Source organism: Nocardioides sp. S-1144 (assembly GCF_005954645.2).
Taxonomy (GTDB): Bacteria; Actinomycetota; Actinomycetes; order Propionibacteriales; family Nocardioidaceae; genus Nocardioides; species Nocardioides dongxiaopingii.
In genome coordinates this window covers 966,006-990,195 of sequence record NZ_CP040695.2, presented here as the reverse complement: position 1 = coordinate 990,195, position 24,190 = coordinate 966,006, and the positions used below count along the sequence as shown (strand labels likewise).

Annotated in this window: 26 protein-coding genes; 9 read left to right on the top strand and 17 right to left on the bottom strand. The window is 74.3% G+C overall.

Annotated features, from left to right (window positions below; genetic code table 11):
- Window positions 1-27: 27 nt before the first annotated feature.
- Window positions 28-1,656 carry a LuxR C-terminal-related transcriptional regulator gene (locus FE634_RS04750; protein WP_148240389.1) on the bottom strand — a complete coding sequence of 543 codons (1,629 nt, stop codon included), beginning with the start codon at window positions 1,654-1,656 and terminating at the stop codon, window positions 28-30.
- A gap of 122 nt (window positions 1,657-1,778) precedes the next feature.
- On the opposite strand from FE634_RS04750, the gene FE634_RS04745 reads away from it, so the two are divergent.
- Window positions 1,779-2,603 (top strand): class I SAM-dependent methyltransferase, encoded by an 825-nt coding sequence (locus tag FE634_RS04745; RefSeq protein ID WP_138875241.1) that lies wholly within the window; start codon window positions 1,779-1,781, stop codon window positions 2,601-2,603.
- A 151-nt stretch (window positions 2,604-2,754) separates the two neighbouring features.
- On the opposite strand, the gene FE634_RS04740 is transcribed toward FE634_RS04745, so the two are convergent.
- The 6 genes from FE634_RS04740 to FE634_RS04715 are packed head-to-tail and all read right to left on the bottom strand — an operon-like array spanning window position 2,755 to window position 7,262.
- Window positions 2,755-3,516: a GTPase domain-containing protein gene (locus FE634_RS04740; protein WP_137292520.1), complete on the bottom strand. Its 762-nt coding sequence runs from the start codon at window positions 3,514-3,516 to the stop codon at window positions 2,755-2,757.
- Complete coding sequence (locus tag FE634_RS04735) at window positions 3,516-4,073, bottom strand: NYN domain-containing protein (RefSeq protein WP_138875240.1); 558 nt, start codon at window positions 4,071-4,073, stop codon at window positions 3,516-3,518. The genes FE634_RS04740 and FE634_RS04735 overlap by 1 nt, the downstream gene beginning before the upstream one ends.
- A gap of 13 nt (window positions 4,074-4,086) precedes the next feature.
- Window positions 4,087-4,371 carry a MoaD/ThiS family protein gene (locus FE634_RS04730; RefSeq protein ID WP_137292518.1) on the bottom strand — a complete coding sequence of 95 codons (285 nt, stop codon included), beginning with the start codon at window positions 4,369-4,371 and terminating at the stop codon, window positions 4,087-4,089.
- A 14-nt stretch (window positions 4,372-4,385) separates the two neighbouring features.
- Window positions 4,386-4,841, bottom strand: coding sequence for a M67 family metallopeptidase (locus FE634_RS04725; RefSeq protein ID WP_137292517.1), 456 nt, complete (start codon window positions 4,839-4,841; stop codon window positions 4,386-4,388).
- A 28-nt stretch (window positions 4,842-4,869) separates the two neighbouring features.
- The gene (locus FE634_RS04720) at window positions 4,870-5,547 is read right to left on the bottom strand and encodes a response regulator (protein WP_262347577.1); all 678 of its coding nucleotides are present in this window, start codon (window positions 5,545-5,547) and stop codon (window positions 4,870-4,872) included.
- Window positions 5,548-5,552: 5 nt separating this feature from the next.
- Window positions 5,553-7,262, bottom strand: a complete 1,710-nt coding sequence (locus tag FE634_RS04715; protein ID WP_222847670.1) for a sensor histidine kinase — start codon at window positions 7,260-7,262, stop codon at window positions 5,553-5,555.
- A gap of 56 nt (window positions 7,263-7,318) precedes the next feature.
- On the opposite strand from FE634_RS04715, the gene FE634_RS04710 reads away from it, so the two are divergent.
- Genes FE634_RS04710 through FE634_RS04695 form a run of 4 tightly spaced genes read left to right on the top strand, consistent with a single transcriptional unit; the run spans window position 7,319 to window position 10,813 of the window.
- Window positions 7,319-8,359: a Bug family tripartite tricarboxylate transporter substrate binding protein gene (locus FE634_RS04710; protein ID WP_137292514.1), complete on the top strand. Its 1,041-nt coding sequence runs from the start codon at window positions 7,319-7,321 to the stop codon at window positions 8,357-8,359.
- Window positions 8,356-8,877 carry a tripartite tricarboxylate transporter TctB family protein gene (locus tag FE634_RS04705; protein ID WP_137292513.1) on the top strand — a complete coding sequence of 174 codons (522 nt, stop codon included), beginning with the start codon at window positions 8,356-8,358 and terminating at the stop codon, window positions 8,875-8,877. Before FE634_RS04710 ends, FE634_RS04705 begins: the two co-directional genes overlap by 4 nt.
- Complete coding sequence (locus tag FE634_RS04700; protein ID WP_137292512.1) at window positions 8,877-10,430, top strand: tripartite tricarboxylate transporter permease; 1,554 nt, start codon at window positions 8,877-8,879, stop codon at window positions 10,428-10,430. Before FE634_RS04705 ends, FE634_RS04700 begins: the two co-directional genes overlap by 1 nt.
- Window positions 10,427-10,813 carry a universal stress protein gene (locus tag FE634_RS04695; protein ID WP_137292511.1) on the top strand — a complete coding sequence of 129 codons (387 nt, stop codon included), beginning with the start codon at window positions 10,427-10,429 and terminating at the stop codon, window positions 10,811-10,813. Before FE634_RS04700 ends, FE634_RS04695 begins: the two co-directional genes overlap by 4 nt.
- A gap of 17 nt (window positions 10,814-10,830) precedes the next feature.
- Here FE634_RS04695 and FE634_RS04690 read toward each other — a convergent pair whose 3' ends face one another.
- The 3 genes from FE634_RS04690 to clpS are packed head-to-tail and all read right to left on the bottom strand — an operon-like array spanning window position 10,831 to window position 12,302.
- A complete protein-coding gene (locus tag FE634_RS04690; RefSeq protein ID WP_138875237.1) occupies window positions 10,831-11,352 on the bottom strand; it encodes a hypothetical protein in 522 nt (173 codons plus the stop codon).
- A 31-nt stretch (window positions 11,353-11,383) separates the two neighbouring features.
- Window positions 11,384-11,986 carry a DUF2017 domain-containing protein gene (locus tag FE634_RS04685; protein WP_137292509.1) on the bottom strand — a complete coding sequence of 201 codons (603 nt, stop codon included), beginning with the start codon at window positions 11,984-11,986 and terminating at the stop codon, window positions 11,384-11,386.
- A gap of 7 nt (window positions 11,987-11,993) precedes the next feature.
- Window positions 11,994-12,302 (bottom strand): ATP-dependent Clp protease adapter ClpS, encoded by a 309-nt coding sequence (clpS, locus tag FE634_RS04680; RefSeq protein WP_137292508.1) that lies wholly within the window; start codon window positions 12,300-12,302, stop codon window positions 11,994-11,996.
- A gap of 26 nt (window positions 12,303-12,328) precedes the next feature.
- On the opposite strand from clpS, the gene FE634_RS04675 reads away from it, so the two are divergent.
- Entirely contained in the window at window positions 12,329-13,099 is a 771-nt protein-coding gene (locus FE634_RS04675) for an enoyl-CoA hydratase-related protein (protein ID WP_137292507.1), read from the top strand.
- A 26-nt stretch (window positions 13,100-13,125) separates the two neighbouring features.
- On the opposite strand, the gene FE634_RS04670 is transcribed toward FE634_RS04675, so the two are convergent.
- Window positions 13,126-13,677, bottom strand: coding sequence for a hypothetical protein (locus FE634_RS04670; protein WP_148240388.1), 552 nt, complete (start codon window positions 13,675-13,677; stop codon window positions 13,126-13,128).
- Window positions 13,678-13,837: 160 nt separating this feature from the next.
- Here FE634_RS04670 and FE634_RS04665 point away from each other — a divergent pair, with 160 nt between their 5' ends.
- On the top strand, window positions 13,838-14,416 hold the full coding sequence (locus FE634_RS04665; protein ID WP_148240387.1) for an ArsR/SmtB family transcription factor: 579 nt from the start codon (window positions 13,838-13,840) through the stop codon (window positions 14,414-14,416).
- The gene (locus tag FE634_RS04660) at window positions 14,413-15,660 is read left to right on the top strand and encodes an MFS transporter (protein ID WP_262347576.1); all 1,248 of its coding nucleotides are present in this window, start codon (window positions 14,413-14,415) and stop codon (window positions 15,658-15,660) included. The genes FE634_RS04665 and FE634_RS04660 overlap by 4 nt, the downstream gene beginning before the upstream one ends.
- Here the strand turns inward: FE634_RS04660 and FE634_RS04655 are convergent.
- The 6 genes from FE634_RS04655 to hppD all read right to left on the bottom strand — a co-directional run bounded on the left by FE634_RS04655 (window position 15,623) and on the right by hppD (window position 23,643).
- Window positions 15,623-16,144, bottom strand: coding sequence for a DUF1697 domain-containing protein (locus tag FE634_RS04655; RefSeq protein ID WP_138875235.1), 522 nt, complete (start codon window positions 16,142-16,144; stop codon window positions 15,623-15,625). The genes FE634_RS04660 and FE634_RS04655 overlap by 38 nt on opposite strands.
- A gap of 115 nt (window positions 16,145-16,259) precedes the next feature.
- Window positions 16,260-18,356 (bottom strand): iron ABC transporter permease, encoded by a 2,097-nt coding sequence (locus tag FE634_RS04650; protein WP_148240386.1) that lies wholly within the window; start codon window positions 18,354-18,356, stop codon window positions 16,260-16,262.
- Window positions 18,357-18,447: 91 nt separating this feature from the next.
- Window positions 18,448-19,491 carry an iron-siderophore ABC transporter substrate-binding protein gene (locus FE634_RS04645; protein ID WP_137292502.1) on the bottom strand — a complete coding sequence of 348 codons (1,044 nt, stop codon included), beginning with the start codon at window positions 19,489-19,491 and terminating at the stop codon, window positions 18,448-18,450.
- Between the two features lie 8 nt (window positions 19,492-19,499).
- The gene (locus FE634_RS04640; protein WP_137292501.1) at window positions 19,500-20,303 is read right to left on the bottom strand and encodes an ABC transporter ATP-binding protein; all 804 of its coding nucleotides are present in this window, start codon (window positions 20,301-20,303) and stop codon (window positions 19,500-19,502) included.
- Between the two features lie 31 nt (window positions 20,304-20,334).
- Window positions 20,335-22,254, bottom strand: coding sequence for a S9 family peptidase (locus tag FE634_RS04635; protein ID WP_148240385.1), 1,920 nt, complete (start codon window positions 22,252-22,254; stop codon window positions 20,335-20,337).
- 195 nt (window positions 22,255-22,449) lie between these two features.
- Window positions 22,450-23,643 (bottom strand): 4-hydroxyphenylpyruvate dioxygenase, encoded by a 1,194-nt coding sequence (hppD, locus tag FE634_RS04630; RefSeq protein WP_148240384.1) that lies wholly within the window; start codon window positions 23,641-23,643, stop codon window positions 22,450-22,452.
- Window positions 23,644-23,725: 82 nt separating this feature from the next.
- Between hppD and FE634_RS04625 the strand changes: the two genes are divergently transcribed.
- Window positions 23,726-24,181 carry an Lrp/AsnC family transcriptional regulator gene (locus FE634_RS04625; RefSeq protein WP_137292498.1) on the top strand — a complete coding sequence of 152 codons (456 nt, stop codon included), beginning with the start codon at window positions 23,726-23,728 and terminating at the stop codon, window positions 24,179-24,181.
- Window positions 24,182-24,190: the final 9 nt, after the last annotated feature.

Sequence of the window (24,190 nt, the reverse complement as noted above, 5' to 3'; positions counted from 1 at the left end):
TCGGGGATCCCCGACGACGCGGACCGGCTAAGACCGGGACGCCACGAGGCGGGCGGCCGCCTCGGTGCGGTTGCGGACGCCGAGCTTGGCCAGGATGTTGCTGACGTGGTGCCCGGCGGTCTTCTCCGTGATCACGAGGGCCTGGGCGATCCTGGCGTTGGTCAGCCCGCGGGCGACGAGGTCGAGCACCTCCCGCTCGCGGTCGGTGAGCGCGCCGAGCCCGCGCGGGGCGCGGACCGCCGCGAGCGAGGCCAGCAGCCGCTCCGCGGCGGCGCGGGACGCGGTCGCCCCGAGCCCGTCGAACACCGACCTCGCCACCCGCGCCTCGTCGGCCGCGGTTTCGCGGGCGGAGGGCGCCAGGGCCCGGGCCAGCTCGAGGCGCGCCGAGGCGGCGTCGAGGGGCATGGCCAGGACGAGGAACTCCGCCAGGGCCCGCCGGGACGGCTCCGCGGCGTCGTCCGGGCGACCGGCGGCGTGGGCGACGCGGGCCGAGGCGAGCCCGGAGAGGGCCGCGGTCAGCCGGAGCCCGTCGGTGGCCGCCTCACCGAGGCGGTGGGCGGCGTCGGCCGCCGCGGCCAGCGCCCCGGAGGCGAGCTCGGCGTCGACGAGGGTGGCCAGCAGGCGGCTGGTGCGCAGGGTGTCGCCGGCGCTGCCGCGCAGACCGCGCTCGAGCAGGGCGACGGCCTCGCCCGCCCGGTCCTGGGCCAGGCGCAGCAGCGCGAGGGCCCGCAGGGAGGACGGCGTCTCGGCGCGGTCGGCGAGCAGCGCGGCGGCCTCGGTGAGACGACCCTGCCGGACCCGCAGCTCGGCGAGCAGCGCGGCCGCCGGGTCCCCGAGCTCGGGGATGGCGTGGGCGTGGACGTCGAGCGCGGACTCGAGGGCCGCCTCGGCCTCGGACCAGTGCCCGGTGGTGAGGAGGACGTCGGCGTGGACGGCGCGGCAGGCACCCACGAGCGGGGCGGCACCGACGGTGCGGGCGAAGGCGTCGACGTGCTCGCACCACTCGGTGGCCCTCTCCCAGTCGCCCGCGTCGGCGCAGGCCATCACGAGGTTGCAGTAGGCCTCCCCCAGGGTGTGGGTGTTGCGGACGCGGCCCGACGTCGCGGCGACCATCGCCTCCTCCAGCAGCGCCATGCCACGGACCGGGTGGCCGGCCGCCACCTCGGCCCGCCCGAGCAGGCTGGTGGCGAAGACCTCGAGGTCGGTGTCGCGCGTGCGACGCGCGATCGCCACGGCCTCCCGCGCGCACCGGGCCTGCTCCACCCCGACGGGCGCGCGCCGGGCGCGCTCGACGGCGACCCACCCGGAACCGGGGCACTCGGGGACGCCGTCCAGCACCGTCTCGGCCCGCGCGAGCCAACCGCTGGCGGCCGAGCGCCGTCCCCGGACCGAGTGCTGGTGGGAGATCCAGACCGCGGACGTCGCGGCGCCGCCCGGGTCGCCGTCGTCGAGATGGGCGTCGAAGGCGCGCGCCCGCGCAGCGATCGCCCCGGGTCCGTCGCCGAGGAACCACAGCGCCTGGGCGAGTCCGTCGAGACCCGCCGCCACCGGCGGCCCGTCGGCGAGGGCGGCCTCCAGCCGCTCGCGGGCCTCGGCCCAGCGAGCCTCCTGCACGGCGCGCAACCCCTCCGCGAGAGCGACGCCACGGGCGTCCATGACCTGATCCTAGGTCCGTCCGCGGCTCCCGGGACGTCGCGTGATGGGGATTTCGCCCGATGCGGGGATCCCACGTCCCGCGCCAGGCTCGTCGGACCAACCAGACGATCCTTGGAGGACCCATGACGATCCAGGTCACCGACCCCGAGCTCAAGGCGCGACACCGCGCCATGTGGGCCTCGGGCGACTACCCGCACATGGTCGAGACGTTCCTGCTCCCGCTCGGACCGCGCCTCGTCGAGGCCTGCGGCGTCACGGCCGGGCAGCGCGTGCTCGACGTCGGCGCCGGCACCGGCAACAGCTCCATCCCGGCCGCCCAGCGGGGCGCCGCCGTGACCGCCAGCGACCTGACCCCCGAGCTCCTCGACGTCGGCGCGCGGCGCCCCGAGGCCGCGGGGCTCGACCTGACCTGGGTCCCGGCGGACGCCGAGGACCTGCCGTTCGCCGACGGCGAGTTCGACGTGGTGATGTCGTCGATCGGCGTCATGTTCGCGCCCCACCACCAGGCGGCCGCCGACGAGCTGGTGCGCGTGTGCCGGCCGGGCGGGACGATCGGCGTCCTGAGCTGGACGCCGGAGGGCATGATCGGGGCCCTGTTCGCGATGATGAAGGCGTTCCTGCCGCCGCCGCCCCCCGGCGTCTCGCCGCCGCCGCTGTGGGGCAGCGAGGAGCACCTGGCCGGCCTCCTCGGCGGCCGGGTCCAGCCCGGCACGAGCCGGCGCTCGACCCTCGAGGTGACCGCCTTCCCGCGGGCCCGCGACTTCGGCGGGCACTTCAAGGCCCACTACGGGCCGACCATCGCGGCTCGCGCCAACGCCGACAGGAACGGGGTCGCCGCCGACCTGGACGCCGCCCTGGACGAGTTCTGCGACCGCTGGGACCTGGGCGCGCCGGGCGCGGCCCGGTTCGAGATGGAGTACCTGCTCAGCGTGGGGACCAGGGTCTGAGCACGCGCACGACCGGGATCCCGGACGTGACCGATCCCGGACGTGACCGATCCCCGACGTGACCGACCCCCGACGTGACCGATCCCGGACGTGACCGATCCCGGACATGACGGACCCCCGACGTCACGGACCCCGACGGGCGGGATCCGTCTCAGACGTGGCCGGACAGCTGCGCCATCCGGGCCTCGAGCGCGGCCAGGTAGGCGTCGCGGCGCTCGGAGGAGACGGCGTCGCCGTCGAGGTGGCTGCACGCCGGGAGGACGTCGATCGACAGCTTCGCCGCGCCGGCCAGCGCGCGCAGCTCGTCGAGCCGGTCGCCGAACGGAGTCCCGCTGAGCGGCGAGTAGGACCGCACGACGGCGTCGACGTCGTCGGCGTAGAGGTCGACCTTCGTGACGACGATGACCAACCAGGTCGGGTGCGGGCGGCGCACGGCCATCGAGGCGATCCGGTGCGCGGTGACCGTCCAGTCCTCGAGCTCGCGGGCCAGCTGCTCCTCGCGGTCGACGAGCGCGGGGCCGGTGGTGCCGGCCGGACGACGTCCGGTGGCGAGGCCGTTGGCGACCACGTGCAGGACGCCGTCGACGGGCTCGTCGTGGAAGACCTCGTCGAGGGCGCCGAGCCGGGTGGCGGCGTTCTCGCCCGGCACGACCCGGAACCGGAAGCCGCGCAGCCGGCGGTCACGGCGAACCCGGCGCTCCATCACCGCCGAGCCGGACTCGGAGGTGCCCTCGGGGTCGGCCCGGCCACACAGGTGGTCGACGAGCTCGGTCTTGCCGACGCCGGTCATGCCGGTGACCGCGACCGTCGGGTAGCGGTGCTGGAAGACGCCGGTGACCCGCTCGCGGCCGCGGGCGAGCGCGCCGGGGACGGCGCGGACGCCGCGTCGCGGGCTCGGGACGGGGCGCGCCATCAACGCAGGAAGTAGGTCGGGTCGAACTCCTCGAGCGGGATGATGCGGACCCGCGGGAGCTCGGCGTTGAAGGCGCGGACGTCGTACTCGAGGTCGAAGTGCGTGACGCCGTCGACGGCCAGCTGGGTGCTGGTGAACTCGCGGAACCCGAGGACGCCGACCTTCCGGTCGCCCCCGAGGAGCCGGGTCAGGTGCTCGGCGAAGTCGGCGTCGTGGCTGCCGAGGACGACGTCGGCGTCCTCGCGCTCGAGCAGCGCCTCCAGGGTGCGGAGGATGCCGATGTCGACGACCTTCTCGTCGGAGCGACCCGACAGCGGCACCGGCCGGTACTCCATGGCCAGCAGCGCCTGCACGAAGCTCGACGGCAGGCTGCCGTTGCTGGCGTTGAGGAAGAACAGCCCGGTGACCGGCTGGCCCCACTGCCCCTCGACGAACGACTTCACCCGCTCCCAGCGGGGCCGCTCCTCGGGCAGCGGACGACGTCCGAGCACCGAGTTGCCGAGGGTGGCGTCGATGTTCTCGCCGTCGACGAGGACGAAGGTGCGGCGGCCGGTCATGCGGGTGAGTCTGTCACCCTCCGGCGACGGCGGGGAGCACGACGACCTGGTCGCCGTCGTTCAGCGTGGCCTCGAGGCTCCCGATGAAGCGGACGTCCTCGTCGTTGACGTAGATGTTGACGAACCGGCGCAGCTCGACCTTGTCGTTCTTGGTCTCGACCAGGCGGTCCTTGATGCCGGGGTGGTTGGCCTCGAGGTCGTCGATGAGCGCGGTGAGCGTGGCGCCCGTGCCGTCGACGGCCTTCTCGCCTCCGGTGTAGGTGCGCAGGATGGTCGGGATCCGGACCTCGATGGCCATGTGGGTGGTGCTCCTCAGCTGCTGGCGGACGGTGCGTCGATCGGGGGAAGCGCGGGGACGACGGTGACCTCTTCCTCGGTCACGACGCCGTCGATGATGCTGTACGACCTGAACTCCGCGGGGCCGTCGTTATTCCCGTGCTCGCGCGTGCTGACCAGCACGTAGTGGGCCGCGGGCTCGCTGGCCAGGCCGATGTCGGTGACGCTCGGGTAGGCCTCGGTGGCGGTGTGGGAGTGGTAGACGACGACGGGCTCCTCGTCGGCGGCCCACATCTGCTTGTACAGCGCGAGCAGCTCGGTGGAGTCGAACTCGTAGAACGTCGGGCTGCCGGCGGCGTTGACCATCTCGACCAGCCGCTCGGGCCGGTCGCTGCCCTCGGGGCCGGCGACGATGCCGCAGGCCTCCACGGGGTGGTCACGCCGGGCGTGGGCCACGATGGCGTCGTAGGTCGCCTGGTCGATGGTCAGCACCGCACCAGCCTAGAGCGGGGCGACCGGCTCAGCGCGCGCGGTACCGGCGCGCGGGACGCCCCGCGGTGCCGTACTGCAGCCGCACCTCGGCCGCCGCGGTGTCGACGAAGTGCTCGAGGTAGCGACGGGCGGTGACGCGCGACAGCCCGACGAGCTCGCCGGCCTCGGAGGCCGAGATCTCCGTCCGCTCGCGCATCGCGCTCAGCACCAGCTCGGCGGTCTCGCGGCTCAGCCCCTTCGGCAGCGCCGCGGCCGGGGCACCGCGCCCCGCCACCGCGCCGAACGCCTGGTCGATCACCGCCTGGTCGGCCTGGCCCTCGTCGAGGCCGCCGAGCGCACCGAGGACCCCGAGCGCGGCGGCCACGTGGTGCAGCCGGTCGGCGAGGTCGGCCTGCTCGAAGGGCTTCACGAGGTACTGCATCGCGCCGCCGTGCAGGGCCGCGCGGACGGCGTCGGCGCCCCGCTCGGCGGTCACCATCACCACCGCGACCCGGTGCCCGGCGGCGCGGAGCCGGGAGAGCACGTCGAGCCCGCTCTGGTCGGGCAGGTGCACGTCGAGGAGCAGCAGGTCGGGGGTGAGCTCCTCGACCAGGCGCAGCGCGTCGGCGCCGGTGTGGGCGGTGCCGACGACCTCGAAGCCGTCGGTCTGCTCCACGAAGCGGGTGTGGATGCGCGCGACCATGAAGTCGTCATCGACCACCAGCACCCGGATCACGAGACCTCACCCTGCCGTACCGCGAGGGGCAGCACGACCAGGAACTCCGCCCCGCCCTCCTCCGCGGCCCGGTCGGCCTCGACCCGCCCGCCGCGGCGGGCGCAGATCAGCTGCACGAGCGGCAGCCCGATCCCCCGGCCCCCGAGGACGTCGGGCTTGGTGCTGAACCCACGCACGAAGATGGCCTCGCGCAGCTCGGCGGGCACGCCGGGGCCGTTGTCGCGGACCCGCACGTGGACGACGCCGTCGACCACCGTCAGCCACAGCTCGACCGTCGGCGCCTCGCGGCCCGAGCAGGCGTCGACGGCGTTGTCGACGAGGTTGCCGACCACGGTGGTCAGGTCGGCGGAGACGTCGGCCGGCAGCGTGGGCAGCCGGGAGCCGGGGTCGAGCACCAGCTCGACGCCGCGCTCGTCGGCGACGGCGTCCTTGGCCAGGAGGAGCGCGGCGACCGCGGGGTCGTCGATGCGCGAGGACACGAAGGCGCCGACCTCGGAGCGGCGGCGGGTGAGCGTGCCGACGAGGGTGCGCACCTCGTCGTACTCACCGAGCTGGACCAGCCCCGAGATGGTGTGGAGCCGGTTGTCGAACTCGTGGGTCTGGGCCCGCAGGGTGTCGGTGATCGACAGGTTCGAGCTGAGCTGGCTCTGCAGCGAGAGCAGCTCGGTGCGGTCGCGCAGCGTCGTCACGCTCCCGATCCCCCGCCCCTGCGACGACGCCCGGCGCCGGTTGAACACCACGACCCGGTCGCCGACCAGCGCGACGGCGTCCTGGACGTCGACGGCGTCCCGCCCGGCGAGGAGCGCGACGACGTGGGGGTCGAGACCGAGCTCGTCGACCCCGCGGCCGACGGCCTCACCGGTGACCCCGAGGGTGAGCCGCGCGGCGTCGTTGATCATCGTGACCCGGTCGTCGGTGCCGACCGCGACCACGCCCTCGCGGATGCTGTGGAGCAGCGCCTCGCGGTGGTCGGCCAGCGTGTCGATCTCGCGGGCCCCGAGACCGCGGGTGCGCCGGCGCAGCAGCACCGAGACGGCGTACGAGCCGCCGACGCCGAGCAGCGCCCCGAGCCCGAGGTAGAGCGCGAGGTCGGACGTCGCGCCGGTGAGCCGGTCGCCGAGCGCGGGGTAGGTCTGCTCGGCCACGACGATGCCGAGGAACCGGGCGTCCTCGGCGTAGATCGGCGCGTGCGCGGCGACGGTGCGGCGACCGTCGACCTCCACCTCGCCGAGCCAGCCGCGTCCCTGGAGGGCGTCACTGGCGCCGAGCGCGGCCCGCTCGCCGACGCGGGAGGGGTCGGCGGCGCCCACCACGGTGCCGTCGAGCCCCACGACCAGCACGTCGGTGGCACCGGAGAAGGCCCGCCCCCGCACCGCCGACGGCGCGAGCCGGCGGGCCAGCTCGTCGGCGTCGACCGGGGTGCCGCCCGGGGTGCCGTCCGGGGCGCCGTCCGGGGCGCTGCCCGAGGCGGCGTCCAGCGCCGAGCGGACCGGGTCGAGCCCGGCGACGTCCTCGGCCATCGAGCGCATCGCCGGGCCGCGCTCGGCCTGGAACTGGGCGTCGGACTGCCGGACCCCGAACACGCCGACGGCGGTGAGCAGCACCGCCACCACGACGAGCTGGAGCGCGAGGAACTGCCCGGCGAGCGTGGGTCCACGACTCCCCGGGCCACCGCGCGGGCCGAGGCCCCTCCGGCGCGTGACCACAACGACCACAACCTCCTTTGCCACCGCAAGGGTGACGAGCGCCACACCGCGGCTCCATGCTCGTCCACGTGTCGCCCACATCACACCACCACCCGCCCCCGCGCCGGGTCCGCCCGCGCCGGGCGCGGCCGCTCGTCGCCGTCGTCGCCGCGCTCTGCGCCGTGACCGCCCTCGCCGGCTGCGGGGTCACCCGCGGCTCCGACGACCCCTCGAACCGCCGGCTGCAGATGATGATCCCGAACAGCCCCGGCGGTGGCTACGACCTCACCGGCCGGGCCGCCGCGAAGGCGCTCGAGGACAACGACCTCACCGGCCGCTTCGAGATCACCAACGTCCTCGGCGCCAGCGGCACCGTCGCGATGCAGCGCCTGGCCAACTCCGCCGGGGCCGACGACCTGGTGATGACGATGGGCCTGGGCGTCGTCGGCGCGGTCTACACCAACAAGTCCGACGCCCGGGTCTCCGACATGACGCCGATCGCGCGCGTAGTCGAGGAGCAGGAGGGCATCCTGGTGCCGGCCGACTCGCCGTTCCAGGACGTCGGCGACCTGGTCGAGGCGTGGCGGGCCGACCCCGGCAGCGTCGTCGTCGGCGGCGGTTCCTCGCCGGGCGGGCCCGACCACCTCTTCCCCCACCAGCTCGCCGCCGAGCTCGGGATCGACCCGCGCGAGGTGACCTACGTCCCCTACGACGGCGGCGGCCCGCTCACCACCGCGCTGCTCGGCGAGAAGATCGACGTCGGCACCTCCGGCCTCGGCGAGTTCGAGGGCCAGATCGCCGACGGCTCGCTGCGGGTGCTGGCGGTCTCCGGCGCCGAGCGCCTCGACACCGTGGACGCCCCGACCCTCACCGAGGAGGGCATCGACATGGTCTTCACCAACTGGCGCGGCGTGCTGGCGCCCCCGGACATCTCCGAGGAGCAGCGCGAGTACCTCACCGACCTCTTCACCGAGCTGCACGCCACCGACGAGTGGCAGGACGCGCTGGCCCGCAACGGCTGGTCGGACAACTTCGCGACCGGCGACGAGTTCGCCACGTTCCTGGAGGAGCAGGACGCCCGCGTCGAGGACACCCTGAAGGAGCTGGGAATCGCATGACCACCACCGCACCGCCCACGGCCGGGACCACGACCCGTCCCGTCGACAAGGCGCAGTACGGCCTCGCGGCGTTCCTCGTCGTCGTCGGGGCCTGCGTGCTCGTCGACGCCGTCACGCTCGACGACGGCTTCGCCGACCAGCCCGTGCAGCCCTACGCCGTCCCGTACGTCGTCGGCGCCGTGCTCACCCTGCTCGGGGTGCTGCTCGCCGTGGCCACCGCGCGCGGCGACGTCCCGCAGGCCGAGGACGGCGAGGACGTCGACCTCACGGGGGGCGCCGACTGGCGCACCGTGGCCCTGCTCGTCGGCGTCTTCGTGCTCAACATCCTGCTCATCGACTGGCTCGGCTGGGCGATCACCGGGGCGCTGCTCTTCGCCGGCGGTGCCGGCGTGCTCGGCAGCCGCACCCACGTGCGCGACGTCGCGATCGGCGCCGCCCTGTCGGTCGGCACCTGGTACGGCTTCTACTCCGGTCTCGGCATCCCGATCCCGGCCGGCATCCTGGACGGGGTCCTCTGATGGAGCTGCTGCTCGAGGGCTTCCAGTCTGCGCTGACGCCGACCAACCTGCTCTTCGCCGTGATCGGGGTGCTGCTCGGCACGTCGGTCGGCGTCCTGCCCGGCATCGGGCCCGCGATGACCGTGGCCATGCTCCTGCCGGTGACCTACAGCGTCGGTGTCGACAGCGCGATCATCATGTTCGCCGGCATCTACTACGGCGGCATGTACGGCGGCTCGACGACCTCGATCCTGCTGAACACACCCGGTGAGTCCTCCTCGGTCGTCACCGCGATCGAGGGCAACAAGATGGCCAAGCGGGGGCGGGCGGCGCAGGCCCTCGCGACCGCGGCGATCGGCTCCTTCGTGGCCGGGACGATCGGCACCGCGCTGCTCGCCCTCCTGGCCCCCACCGTCGCCGACGTCGTGGTCAAGCTCGGCGCCCCGTCGTACTTCGCGATCATGCTGCTGGCCCTGTTCATGGTCACCGCCGTGCTCGGCGCCTCGAAGCTGCGCGGCTTCATCTCGCTCTTCCTCGGCCTGACCATCGCGATCGTCGGCACCGCCACCGGCCAGGCCCGCCTGACCTTCGACCAGCCGCTGCTCGCCGACGGCATCGACGTCGTGGTCGTCGCGGTCGCGATCTTCGCGATCGGCGAGGCGCTGTGGGTCGCGGCCCACCTGCGGCGCAAGCCGCTCGAGGTCATCCCGGTCGGCCAGCCCTGGATGAGCAAGGCCGACTGGGGACGGTCCTGGAAGCCCTGGCTGCGCGGCACCGCGCTGGGCTACCCGCTCGGCGCGGTCCCGGCCGGCGGCGCGGAAACGCCGACGTTCCTGTCCTACATCACCGAGCGGAAGCTCTCGAAGCACCCGGAGGAGTTCGGCAAGGGGGCGATCGAGGGCGTCGCCGGCCCGGAGGCCGCCAACAACGCCTCGGCCGCCGGCACCCTGACCGCCCTGCTCGCGATCGGGCTGCCGACCACGGCGACCGCCGCAGTGATGCTCCTGGCGCTGCGGGGCTACGGCCTGCAGCCCGGCCCGCAGCTCTTCGACGCCGAGCCCGAGCTGGTGTGGACCCTGATCGCGAGCCTGTTCGTGGCGAACGCGCTGCTGCTCGTCATCAACCTGCCGATGGCGCCGATCTGGGCCAAGCTGCTCCAGATCCCGCGCCCCTACCTGTACGCGGGCATCCTGTTCTTCGCCTCGCTCGGCGCCTACAGCGTGAACTTCGAGGCCTTCGACCTCGGGCTGCTGCTCGTCTTCGGGCTGCTCGGCCTCACGATGCGCCGCTTCGCGCTGCCCGTGCTGCCGCTCATCATCGGGGTCATCCTCGGCCCGGAGCTCGAGGAGCAGGTCACCACCGCCCTGACCATCTCCCAGGGCGACGTGAGCACCCTGTGGAGCGAGCCGGTGGCGATCGTCGTCTACGCCCTGATGGCGGTGCTGCTGCTGCTGATGGTGCTGGCCGGGCTGCGCAAGCCGCCGGCCACCGCCGCACCGACCGACCCCGAGCCGGCGGTAGCGTCCGACTCGTCCGACCCGTCCGACACCGACAAGCAGGAGGTGCCCCGATGACCGTCGTCGTGGCCTACAGCGCCGACCAGTTCGGCCACGCGGCCGTCGAGCACGGCGCCCGCGAGGCCCTCGCCCAGAAGGAGCTGCTCGTCGTGGTCAACGCCTCGACCGGCCAGAAGCTCGTCGACTCCCGGTTCGCCCCGGACGAGGAGATCCGCACCCTCACCGCCGGCCTCGAGGCGCAGGGCCTCGAGGTGGAGATCCGCCACGACGTCGTCGCCGACGTCGCGGACGCCGTCCTCGCCGCCGCGCGCGAGAGCGGCGCCCGGCTGGTCGTCGTGGGGATCCGCAAGCGGACGCCGGTCGGCAAGCTGATCATGGGCAGCGTGGCGCAGCGGGTCATCCTCGACGCCGACTGCCCGGTGCTGGCCGTCAAGCCCTGACCCCGGTCGGGCCGTGGTCAGCAGCTGAACGTGGCGGTGACGTGCACCCCGGAGTCGCCGGCCCCACCGCTGAACCCCACCAGGTCCGCGTCGACGTCGGCACCCCCGCCGTCGCGGTCCACCTCGATTCCGGTGGCGTCGGCCTCCGTGCCGTAGACCGTCGCCCCGGTGCGGAAGATCAGGCTCGGCAGCTTGAAACCCTTGCCGGCGCCGTACACGGTCACGACGTCGTCGCCGTCGGCCGACTCGTAGGTCACCGGGGCGATCGACTCGGCGGGGGCCACCGTGCCCTCCGACCCCCACGACGCCTCGACGGCGCCGGTGACGGTGACCTCGGCGCGGCACGGCTCGCCCTCGAGGGCGTCCGGCGACGAACCACCGGCCTCGCCCGGGTCGCCGTCGGGCCCGTCCGGGGTCTCGGTCCGGTCGCTCGCGCCGACCGGCGCCGTCGGCTCCACGGCGTCGTCCGCACCGCACGCGACGAGCACGGGCAGGACCAGGGCGAGCGCGGCCAGGGCGGCCGGACGGAGCGTCGTCACGCGGCGGATCGTCTCACGACGTCCGTACCCCTCAGCGGGGTCCCGATCGGTCGGTGAGGGCCTGCACGAGGGTCTCCTGCAGGTAGCCGACCCACTCGTAGATGTCGTGCGCCTGCGAGCGGGGGTCCTCCTCGGGGAGGTCGTACCAGTACTGCTCGTCGCCGTCCTCGATGCCGAGCCGGGTCGCGAGGGCGAGCCGGACGTCGGTGAAGGAGCGCAGCCACGTCTCCGCGGCCGGGGGGTCGAGCTCGACGTCGATCATCAGCCCGTCCTCCTCGAGCAGCGGCGGCAGGCCGGCCTCCTCGAGGGTGTCGATGACCAGGGACGCCGCGCGGGCCTTGCCGTCGCGCAGGCCGCCCTCGGTGAAGCGGCGGAACTCCGAGGCGGCCTCGTCGTCGTCGGCGTAGGCCGTCGGGAAGAGCCGCAGCAGGACCGGGTCCTCGGGCTCGGCGGTCGGCCCGGAGAAGTCCATGAGCGCCTCGAACGGGTCGCGCTCGTCGTCGACGACCGCGGACTCGTTGCGCAGCAGCTCGACGAGCTGACCGGTCAGGGAGCGCAGCAGGTCGGCCTCGAAGCCGGTGAAGGCCGCGATGACCCGGCCGCTGCGCCGGTGCCGGGTGAATCCCGTGCTCATCGCCGGCTCACTCGGCCTTGGAGAGCGTGGCCCACAGGCCGTACTCGTGCATGGCCTGGACGTCGCGCTCCATCTCCTCGCGGGTGCCCGTGCTGACCACCGACCGGCCGTCCTCGTGGACCTCCATCATCAGCTTCTCCGCCTTCTTCCTGGCGTAGCCGAAGTGCTTCTGGAACACGTAGGTGACGTAGGACATGAGGTTGACCGGGTCGTTCCACACGATGGTCACCCAGGGGGTGGCCAGGACGGTGATGTCGTCGTGTTCCGGAGTGGTCTCGAGCCCCGGGTCGACCTCGACAGGACTAGCGGCGGACACGCGTTCATGGTGGCACACTCGCCGCCATGCCCGACCTCGACGTCGACCTGACCGACTCCGTCCTGCGCCTGACGCTGAACCGCCCCGACGTCCTCAACGCCCTGACCGGCGAGATGTCGCTCGCGCTCGCCGAGGCGCTCGAGGGCGTGAACGCGCGCGACGACGTCCGGGTCGTCGTGCTGACCGGGGCGGGCGAGGCGTTCTCGACCGGCGCCGACATCGGCGGCGACGAGGCGCACGAGCGGTTCGGCTCCGACGCGATGGACGTCGCGGCCCGGATGGTGCGCGGCATCGTGGCCAGCGACACCCCGGTGCTCGCGGCGGTCAACGGGATCGCCGCCGGGGTGTCCTGCTCCCTGGCGCTGGCCTGCGACGTGATCGTCGCGCGCGACAGCGCCGCGTTCCTGCTGCCGTTCGCGCGGATCGGCTTCATGGTCGACGGCGGCGCCTCGGCCACGGTGGCCGCCGCGGTCGGACGGGCCCGCGCGATGCGGATGGGCCTGCTGGCCGAGCCGCTCTCCGCGCAGGAGGCGCACGACGCCGGCCTGGTCACCCACGTGGCGCCGGCGGCGGAGTACGACGACGTGGTCGCCACGCTGGTGCGCCGCCTGGCCGCGGGCGCCCCCCTCGCGCAGGCCGCGACGAAGCGCGCGATCAACGCCGCCACCCTCGCCCACCTCGACGCGGCCCTGGACCGCGAGCGCAGCGGCCAGACCCTGCTCATGCGCACCGCCGACGTCGCCGAGGGGATGCGGGCGTTCTCCGAGCGGCGGCGGCCGGTCTTCCGCGGCGAGTAGGCCGGGCCCGGCGCGACGGACCCTGGTCAGGCGCCGTCGCGGACGAACTCCTCGTGCACCGTCAGGCGGTCGTGGTCCTGCGGCAGGCGACCGCTGGTGACCAGGCAGGTCGGGGCGGCGCTGTCGCCCGGGGCCAGGTGCTCGGGCACGGTGCACCCGACCTCCGCGACGACCTCGCCGTCGTCCTCGAGGGTGATCGAGATGTGGGGCGTGGTGACGACACCGGAGCCGCTGGGGCCCCCGGTGTGGGTGACCCGGAGACCCCGGACCGCCCTCCGGCCCGGGGTGTCGGCGGTGACCGCCCGGCCCGAGAGGGCCCACCCCGCGTCGAACCGGAAGTCCTCGAAGGCGAACGCGTCGCCCTCCTCGACCTCGAGGGTGGTCGCGGGCCGGTCCGGCTGGAGGCCCTCGTCGACGGTCGCGCCGATGTCGACGGCGACCCTGACCACGACGGTGACCAGGCCGGCGCAGACCAGCACGACGCCGGCGACCACCGCGACGACGACCTTGGTGGACCCCGCCTGGGGACGGGACCGCGGGAGCGCTGGGACGCCGGGCGTGCGGGGTGGGTGCGACACGTCGGGAGCCTCCCCCGTCCGGGCCGGGGTGAACCGGGTCGCCACGTGCGCGCGCCGCCGGTGTCCGTTCCCCGCTGACGCGACCGACCCCCCAAGAGTCGCTTGACAGTCGTCGGGCCGACCGGTGACACTGACCGTCCAACAACTGGTGGGGGGTCGGATGGGCGAGGACGACGGCCGGGCCGACGTGAGCGCGCTGCGGGCGGTGGCCCACCCGGTGCGGCTGCGGATCCTGTCGCTGCTGACCGGCACCCCGATGAGCGCGGCCGAGGTGGCGCGCGAGCTCGACCTCACCCACGCGAACGCGTCGTACCACCTGCGCCAGCTGGTCGACGCCGACGAGCTCGTCGTCGCCGGTGAGGAGAGGATCCGCGGCGGGGTGGCCAAGCGCTACCGCTACCCGCACGAGCGACGCGGCGAGCACCCGCGACCCGGTGACCCCCGGCCCGAGGACCGCGTCCTCTACGTCCGCGCCGTGGGCCAGGAGATCGAGCGGCGGGTGCTGCAGCGCCGTCCGCAGCGGCCCCAGCAGATGAGCGACCTGGAGGGCTGGGTCGACGAGGCCACGTGGGCCCGGGCGCTGGCCCTGGTCCAGGAGGCCTCGATGCTCCTGCACGAGGCCAACCGTCCCCCGCGCACCACCGGCACGCTCCACGTCAGCCTCACCGCGGTCGCCTTCGAGATGACCGGGATCCCCGACGAGGGGACCGACGAGGGACCCGACGAGGTGTCCTCGTGACCTGGGCCGACTCGATGGCGCCGCTGCGGGGCCGCAACTTCCGGTTCTACTTCGCCTCGCGGTTCGCCAACACCCTGGGCAGCTCGATGGCCTCGGTGGCGCTGGCCTTCGCCGTCCTCGAGGTCACCGACGACGACCCGGCCGCGCTCGGCCTGGTGCTGGCGGCGCACACGGTGCCGATGGTCGTGCTGCTGCTGTGGGGCGGGGTGCTCGCCGACCGGCTGCCGCGCACGCTGGTGCTCCAGGTCTCCAACCTGACCTCGGCCGCCAGCCAGGGCGCGATCGCGTTCCTCGTCATCACCGGCGCCGCCGAGCTGTGGATGCTGATCGCGCTGAGCGCCGTGCACGGCGTGGTCTCCGCCGCCGGGATGCCCGCGATGGCCGGCATCCTGCCGTCACTGGTGCCGCGCGAGGAGCTGCAGCGCGCCAACGCGCTGATGTCGCTGGTCCGCTCCGGCCTGGTCATCGTGGGACCCACCGTGAGCGCGCTGCTCGTGGTCGGGGTGGGGGCCGGCTGGGGGCTGGCGATCGACGCCGTCACGTGGCTGGTCAGTGCGGTCCTGCTCGGCTTCGTCGACCTGCCGGCCCGCGAGCCGAGGGAGACCGGCGCCAGCACCTGGAGCGAGCTGCGCGAGGGCTGGACCTACGTGCGCTCCACGCAGTGGCTGTGGGTCGTGGTGCTGGCCTTCGGCGTCCTCAACGCGATCCACGCCGGGCCGTGGTCCACCCTCGGACCGCTGCACGCGAAGGACACGATCGGCGAGGAGGGCTGGGGCCTGGTGCTCTCGGCCGAGGCCGTCGGCCTGCTGGCGATGACGCTGGTGATGCTGCGGGTCCCGCTGCAGCGACCGCTGCTGTGGGGGACGCTCGGCGTCTCGCTGCTCGGCGTCCCGATCTTCGTCTTCGGGGCGCACCCCTCGCTGCTCCTGCTGGTCGTCGTCGCCTTCGTGGCCGGGGCCGGCACCGAGGTCTTCAGCATGGGGTGGAACCTCGCGATGCAGGAGAACGTGCCCGACGAGATGCTCTCGCGGGTCTACTCCTACGACATGCTCGGCTCGTTCGTCGCGATGCCGGTCGGCCAGATCGCCGTCGGCCCGCTCGCGATCGCGTTCGGGTCCGGCAACGTGCTGATGGTCAGCGGCGCGATGTACGTCCTCACCTGCCTGCTGGTGCTGCTCTCCCCCGCCGTGCGCCGGCTGCCGCGGGTCAGCACCACTTCTGCACCAGAGCCCGCAGCACCGTGACGTTGCGGTTGGTCGCGACGCCGACCGCCTTCTCGATCGGCCGAAGCAGCCGGGCGTCGAGGAAGCCGGACGCGACCATCAGGTGCACCGCGCGCTCGGACACCCCGACCCGCTCGTCGGCGGTGGACAGGGCCTCGAGCTGCTCCCGGAGCGCGGCGCTCGGCTCCTGCTTGAGCAGCCACACGTAGTGCTGGGCGTCGTGGCCGAAGCCGTCGGCGTCGGCCACGACGGCGCGCAGCTCGTCGGTCCGGTAGGCGATCGTCGGCACCTCGAAGCCGCGGTCGGCGGCGTAGGCCCGCTCGAGGGCGTCCTCGACCCGGGTCCGCGACCGCATCCGGGTCGAGAGCCGCACGTTGCCGGTGTTGATGTGGGTCGCGACGTCGTCGAAGCCGGCCGCCCCGGTGGCGGCGACGATGGCCTCCTTCGGGAACTTCCGGGTCGCGCCCAGGTTGATGGCCCGCAGGAAGGCGACGTAGGTCGGCATGGCTGCATCCTCACACCGCACGGCGGTGACCGGGGCCGGACCGGCCCCATGCTGGCCCGACCCCGGTCCGGAGTGGTTCGCCGCCGCCGCCGGATCGGATGGGTGGCGGCCCGGGTCAGGCGCGCGAGCGGGCCAGCAGGTAGACGAAGTACGGCGCACCGAGCAGGGCGACCACCAGCCCGGCCGGCACCTGGGCGGGGGCGATGACGGTGCGCCCGAGCGCGTCGGCCAGCCCCAGCAGGACCGCACCCAGCATCACCGCGACCGGCAGGACCCGCGCGTGCCGGCCACCGACCAGCGCCCGGGCGGCGTGCGGCGCGACCAGACCCACGAACCCGACCACCCCGACGGCCGAGACGCAGGCCGCCGAGAGCAGGGCCGAGACGCCGAGGACGACCAGGCGGGTGCGCTCCAGCGGCAGCCCGGCCAGGCGCGGGGTGTCCTCGTCGAGGGCGAGCAGGTCGAGCTCGCGCCGCAGCAGCCAGGCCAGCGGCAGCACGACCACCAGCACGACGAGCACCGGCACGACCTGCGACCAGCTGCGACCGTACGTCGTCCCGCTCAGCCAGGTGAACACCCGCGGGGTGTCGAAGGGGTTGGAGCGCACGAGCAGGTAGGTGGTCAGCGCGGTGGCGCCCGCGGAGACGCCGATGCCGACCAGGACGAGCCGGTCGGAGTCGAGCCCGTTGCGCCAGGCGAGGGCGTAGACGAGCCCGAAGGTGACCAGGGCACCGGCCGTCGCGGCGAGGAGCATGGCGGTGGTGCTGTTGTGGTCGGAGGTCACCACCAGGACGGCGCCGACGCCGGCGCCGCCGGTGATGCCGAGGATGCCCGGCTCGGCGAGCGGGTTGCGGCAGGTCGCCTGGACCAGGGTGCCGGCGAGCGCGAGCCCGCCCCCGGCGAGGACGGCGGCCGCGACGCGGGGAGCCCGCTCGTCGAGGGCGAAGCTGACGAACGCGGGCGCGTCGCCGCCGAACCACAGCGACAGGTCGCCGACCTTGAGCCAGGTGTAGCCGGCCAGCAGGCCGAGGAGGACGACGCCGACGGTGGCGACGCCGACCACCGTCACGGTGACCAGGAAGCGGCGGCGGCTGCGGCTGCCCATCCCGGTGCCGGCCGGCTGCCGGGTGGGGCCGGAGTCGCGCAGCCGACGCGCGAGGAGGACCAGGACGAGGGCGCCGAGCAGCGTCGTGGCGACACCGGTCGGGACCGCGAGCGCCTCCTCCGGACCGATGACCGCGCGGACCGTCGCGTCAGCGCCGACGACGACGACGGCACCCATCAGCCCCGCCGCCGGCAGCAGCACGACGTGCCGGAGCAGCCCGGGCACCAGGACGCCGAGGAGCCGGACGATGGCGGGGGCGGCCAGGCCGACGAAGCCGATCGGTCCCGCGAGGGTCACGGCGGAGGCGGTCAGCAGGACGGCGACGACGACCCCGGCGAAGCGGGTGCTGCGCACCGGCACGCCGAGCACGGAGGCGGCCTCGTCGCCGAGCCCGAGCAGGTCGAGCCGGCGCGAGAGCAGGACGGCGCCCACGGTGGCCAGCGCGATGAGCGGCCCGGCCTGCTGGAAGGCACGCAGGCCGAGCTGGTTCAGCGACCCGCTCCCCCACGCGAACAGCCCGGTCGTCTCCTCGTCGAAGAGGATCAGCAGCATGGCGGTCGCCGCGCTCAGCGCGAGCGCCACCGCGGAGCCGGCCAGCACGAGCCGGGTGGTCGACGTCCCGAGCCCGCCGGCGAGCCCCATCACGAGCGCGGCCGCCGCGAGCCCGCCCACGAACGCCGTCGCGCCCGAGGCCCACAGCGGGAGGCTCAGGCCGAACGCCGTGACCAGGGTGACGGCGAGGAACGCGCCCGCGGTGACGGCGAGGGTGTCGGGCGAGGCCAGCGCGTTGCGCGCCACCGACTGGAACAGCGCCCCGGCGACGCCGAGCGCGAAGCCGACGGCCAGCCCGGCCGCCAGCCGGGGCAGCCGGGAGCCGACGAGCACGTCGCGCGCGGCGTCCTGGCCCTCGCGACCCGGCAGCAGGTCGAGCAGGTCACCGACGCCGACCCGGGACGTGCCCTGGGTCAGGTGCCACCCCGCGAGCACGACCAGGGTCGCGGTCAGCGCGACCAGGACCGCGGTCGCCCCGACCACCCGGCGGGTGTCGAGCGGTGCGGGCGCGACCGGGGTGCCCGTCGTGCTCGTCGGGGCGGCGGTGTCGACCATCGTGGTCCGTTTCGTCGGGGATCGGTGTCGTCGGGGATCCGGGTCGTCCGGGATCCCGGTCGTCCGGGATCCCGGTCGTCGGGGATCCGGGTCAGTCGGTGACCAGGTCGACGTAGGCGTCGACGACCTGCATGCCCGACCGCGGGCCACCGAAGGTCCAGATGCCCTCGGGGAACGCGCTGACCCGGCCGTCCTCGACGGCGGGGAGGGTCGCCCAGACCGGGTTCTTCTCGAGCTCGGCGAACACGTCGCCCGCGGGGTCGACGGTGCCGGTGTAGAACAGCGACGCGTCGCCGGCGGCGGTCATCCCCTCGATGTCGGTCTGGCCGAGCCCGTAGGCGGGGTCGACCTCGCCGGTCCAGGCGTTGGTCAGACCGAGCTCCTCGCCCAGCTCACCGACGTAGGAGCCCTGGCCGAAGGGACGCAGGGTCACGTTGCCGCCGTCGACGTAGCCGTCGAAGTAGACGAAGTCGGTCACGGACACGTCGGCGTCGGCCACGGTCGCCTTGGCCTCCTCGAGGTGGGCGTCGAACTCGTCGAGGACGTCCTCGGCGCGCTCCTCGCGGCCGGTGGCCTCGGCGATCAGGTTGAAGGTGGCCTTCATCTGGGCGATCGGGTCGGCACCGTCGGCGCCCTTGGTGGCCAGCACCGGGACGTCGTACTTCTCGAGCTGCTTGATGATCGCGTCGTCCGGGGCGTAGGCCTCGATGATCACCAGGTCGGGGTCGGTGCGGAACAGGGCGTCCAGGTTCGGCTCGCCGCGGACGCCGACGTCCTCGACGCCGTCCGGGAGCGCCTCGGCGGTGTCCCAGGTGCCGTAGCCCTCGGCGTCGGCCACGGCGACCGGCGTCAGGCACAGCGAGAGGACGTCCTCGATCTGCTGCCACTCGAGGACCGCGACGCGCGCGGCCGGCTGGTCGAGCTCGACGGTCCGGTCGAAGGAGTCGGTGAGGCTGACCGGGCCGGTGGAGGTGGCGACGTCGTCGCTGCACTCCTCGGTCTCGACGGCGGCCGGCTCGGCGGCGTCCTCCCCCGGCTCCTCGGTGGTGCCGCAGGCGGCGAGGGTGCCGGCCAGGACGAGGGCCACGGTGGCTCCGAGGAGGGGGCCGCGGGGGCGGGGCTTCGGGCGGGGCATCGCCAGGGTCATCGGTGTCGCTTCCTTCGAGTGAGTGGTTCGACGCGCACGAGCCCGGTGTCGGGGTCGCGACGCGTCCTGAGAGGCAGCCCGTAGACGTCGGAGAGGACGTCGGCGTCGAGCACCTCCTCGGGGGTGCCGGAGGAACGGACGCGGCCGTCCTGCAGCAGCACGACCCGGTCGGCCACGGAGGCCGCCTGGTCGAGGTCGTGGAGGACGACGCCGAGCGCCGTCCCGTGCTCGTCGGCGAGGTCGCGGACGAGGTCGAGGATCTCGACCTGGTAGCGCAGGTCGAGGTGGTTGGTCGGCTCGTCGAGAAGCAGGACGCCGGTCTCCTGCGCCAGGCAGGACGCCAGCCAGACCCGCTGCAGCTCCCCGCCCGACAGGGCGTCGACCGGACGGCCGGCCATCACGGCGGTGCCGGTGATCTCGAGGGCCCGGTCGATCGCGGCCCGGTCGGCCGCACCGAGCGGCGCGAGTCGACCGCGGTGCGGGTGCCGGCCGAAGGCGACGACGTCGCGGACGTCGAGCCCCGACGGCTGCGGGCGCGACTGCGAGAGCAGGGTGACCCGGCGGGCGAACGCCTTGGCGTTGAGGGGGGCGGCGTCCTCCCCGTCGAGGGAGACGCTCCCGGAGGTGACGCCGTGCAGCCGCGCCAACGCGCGCAGCAGGGTCGACTTGCCACTGCCGTTGGGCCCGAGCAGGACGGTGACCTGGCCGGGGGCCAGCTCGACCGAGACCCCGTGGACGACCACGTGGCGCTGGTAGCCGAGGACGAGGTCGTCGCCGCGCAGGGCCGGTCCGGTGGTCACGGGCGACGACTCTAACGCAGGCAAGGCTTGCCTAAGAAGTGAGCCCCCTCACGTGCCGGTCGAACCACGCGACGACGCGCCGCTGCAGGTCCACCTGGTGGGCCCGCTCCCGGATGCCGTGCGGTTCGCGGGGGTAGCCGACCAGGGCCACCGGCGCCGGCTGGTCGACCAGGGCGCGGTGGAGGGCGACCGCCTGGCTGTAGGGCACCCGCAGGTCCTCCTTGCCGTGCAGGATCAGCAGCGGCGTCGTGCGGCGGGCGGCGTGGGAGAGCGGCGAGCCGAGGGCCGCGTGGTGCGGTCCGGGCCCGTCCCACGGCCGGCTCCCGGCCAGCACCGCCTCGAAGTCGGGCAGGTCGCTGGTCGCGGCCATCCAGCCCCAGTCGCTCACGCCCGCGCCCATGACCCCGACCTTGAACCGGTCGGTGGCGGTGACCGCCCAGGCGGTGAGGAAGCCGCCCTGGCTCCACCCGCCGATGCCGAGCCGGTCGGGGTCGGCGATCCCGGCCGCGACCGCCGCATCGACCGTCGTCAGGACGTCGTCCCACTCGATGCTGCCCATCGTGCCGCGGGCCGCCGTCGCGAAGGCGATGCCGCGGCCGAGGCTGCCGCGGTAGTTGGGCATCACCACCGCGTAGCCCCGGGTGGCGAGGAGCTGGCCCCAGTCCAGCGGGTGGGCGTGCGCCCAGCGCCCCGACCGGCCGTACGGCCCACCGTGCACCAGGACGGCGGTCGGCCACGGTCCGCGGCCACCACCGGGTGGGCGGATCACGACGGCGTCGAGCCGGGTGCCGTCGGCCGCGGTGCACACCAGGGTCTCGACGTCGCCGAGCACGACGGCGGCCCCGTCGGCGCCAGGGTGGACGTGGTGGTCGGAGACGGTGCGCAGGGCGTCGGGCCGACCGGCGAGGACGCGCCCGGCGAGCCCCCCGTCGAGCACCGCGACCGCGACGACCGGCCCGTCGGGCGTCGAGACGACCGCGGCCCCGCTCACCTCGCCGCCGAGGGTGACGGCGACCCGGCGCACCCCGCTCGCGGCGTCCAGCCACTTGAGCCGGGTGTCGAGGCCGTCGGCGACCGTCGCCAGGGTGCGGGTCCCGTCGGGCGCGTGGTGGACGCCGATCGTGCAGCGCTCCTCGTCGAGCCGCGTGCCGACGACCCGGAGCGCGCCGCCGCTCGCGGCCACCGCCCAGGCCGTGCCGCTGCACTGCGGCTCCGGCTCGTGGTCGCCGGCCCACACGACGGTGTCGTCGCCGGCCCAGCCGACGCTGCTGCCGGAGTGGGCCGCGGCGAGCCGGACGCCGTCGCCCGCCCCGACGACGAAGACCCACACGTCGGTGCCGAGCTGGTGCTCGGTCAGTGGGGTGCGCTGCGCGAGGAGTGCGATCCGCCGGCCGTCCGGCGACCAGGCCAGGTCGCCCAGGTGCCGTTCCGGCGCCCAGAGCCGGACCGGCTCGCCACCGTCGGCCGGCACCACCCAGAGCCGGTGGTGGCGCCACCCCACGCCGTGCTCGTCGGCGTCGTCGCGCTCCTCGGCGCGGCGCTCGTCGTCCGGGGTGGGCTCGTCGGGCGCGAGGAACGCGAGGCGGGCACCGTCCGGGGACCACGCGAACCCCGCGACGTCGCGCTTGCGGACCGCGACCGGCCGGGACTCGCCCCCGGTGGCGTCGAGCACGTGCAGGCCGGCCGTGCCCCGCTCGGCCCGGTCGGAAAGGAACGCGATCCGCGTGCCGTCGGGTGACCACTGCGGGCCGGAGTCCTCGAACCCCCGGGTCCAGCGCCGGCCGGCGCCGTCACCGCCGACCTCGGCGACCCAGAGGCTGCGCTCGGCGTGCTCGCCCGCGCGACCGAGGGGCGCCGCCGTCCACACGACCCGCCGGCCGTCCGGCGAGAGCCGTGGCTCGGAGGGCCACCAGAGGGACGAGATCGTCTCGGGCTCGAGTGCGTGGCTCATCCCGGCACCCTAGGAGGAACCGACCAGGGTCGGGGGTCCGGACGTCGGGGGTTCCCCACGACCGGGATCCCACACGACCGGGATCCCCGACGACCGGGACGCCCGACGCCGCGGATCCCCCACGAAACCGGTCCCCCACGACGACGTGGGTGTGACACCGGACCGGCCGGCGTCACACCCACGCGCGCGGGTCGGTCAGAGGTTGCCGCGCAGGTCCTGCTCGCGCTCGATGGCCTCGAAGAGCGCCTTGAAGTTGCCCTTGCCGAACCCGAGCGAGCCGTGCCGCTCGATGAACTCGTAGAAGACCGTCGGCCGGTCGCCCATCGGCTTGGTGAAGATCTGGAGCAGGTAGCCGTCCTCGTCGCGGTCGACGAGGATCTTGCGCTTCTTCAGCTCCTCGATCGGGACCCGCACCTCGCCGATCCGGGCGCGGAGCTCGGGGTCGTCGTAGTAGGAGTCGGGGGTGTCGAGGAACTCGATGCCGTTGGCGCGCAGGATGTCGACGCTGCGCAGGATGTCGTTGGTCGCCAGGGCGATGTGCTGGCAGCCGGCGCCGTCGTAGAACTCGAGGTACTCGTCGATCTGCGACTTCTTCTTCGCCACCGCGGGCTCGTTGAGGGGGAACTTCACCCGGTGGTTGCCGCTCGCGACGACCTTGCTCATCAGGGCGGAGTAGTCGGTGGCGATGTCGTCGCCGATGAACTCGGCCATGTTCGTGAAGCCCATGACCTTGTTGTAGAAGGTGACCCACTCGTCCATCCGGCCGAGCTCCACGTTGCCGACGCAGTGGTCGACGGCCTGGAAGAGCCGCCTGGGGTGCCCCTGCTGGCGCGTCACGGTCGTGGTGCGCGTCTCGTAGCCGGGCAGGTAGGGACCGGAGTAGCGGCTGCGGTCGATGAGGGTGTGCCGGGTCTCGCCGTACGTCGCGATGGCGGCGATCCGCACCGTGCCGTGCTCGTCGGTGACGTCGTGCGGCTCGACGAGGACGTTCGCCCCGACGGCGCGCGCGTGGTCGATGCACTTGTCGACGTCGGGCACCTCCAGGGCGAGGTCGACGACGCCGTCGCCGTGCTTGCGGTGGTGGTCGTGCAGCGGGCTGTCGGGCAGCACGCCGCCGGTGAAGACGAACCGGGCGCTGCCGCTGCGCAGCACGTAGGACTTCGAGTCGCGCACGCCGGTCTCGGGGCCGCGGTAGGCCTCGAGCTCCATCCCGAGCGCGAGCTGGTAGAAGGTCGCGGTCTGGGTGGCGTTGCCGACGACGAAGCAGACGGCGTCCATCGCGGTCACGGGGAAGGGGTCGCGGCTGGCGTCGTACTCGACGAGGCCGACGAGCTCCTTGAGCTGGTCGAGGGTGAGGTCTGCCTTGAGCTCGTCCGGGGTCAGCGTCATGCCCGTCAGCGTCACCGGTCTCGACAATCTGTGCAACAGTGCGCCAGCACGTTGGACAACCTGACCAGTCGGAGGCCCGCCCGTGGACGATCTCGACCGCACCCTGATCAACCTGTTCGCCGCCGAGCCGCGGGTCGGCGTCCTCGAGGCGTCGCGCCGCCTCGGCGTGGCCCGCGGGACCGTGCAGGCCCGCCTGGACCGGCTCGTCGCCTCGGGCGTCGTCACCGGCTGGGGCCCGGACCTCTCGCCGGAGGCGCTCGGCTTCCCGGTGACGGCCTTCCTCACCCTCGAGATCAGCCAGTCGGCCGGCCACGAGGCGGCCGCCGGCCACCTGGCCTCGATCCCCGAGGTCCTGGAGGCCTACACGATCACCGGCGTCGGCGACCTCTGGTGCCGCGTGGTCTCCCGGTCGAACTCCGACCTCCAGCGGGTCATCGACCGGGTGGTCGCGGTCGAGGGCGTGCAGCGCGCCTCGACGGTGATGGCGCTCGCGACGCAGGTGCCCTACCGCGTCCTGCCCCTGCTCACCGAGGCCTGACCGGAGGCC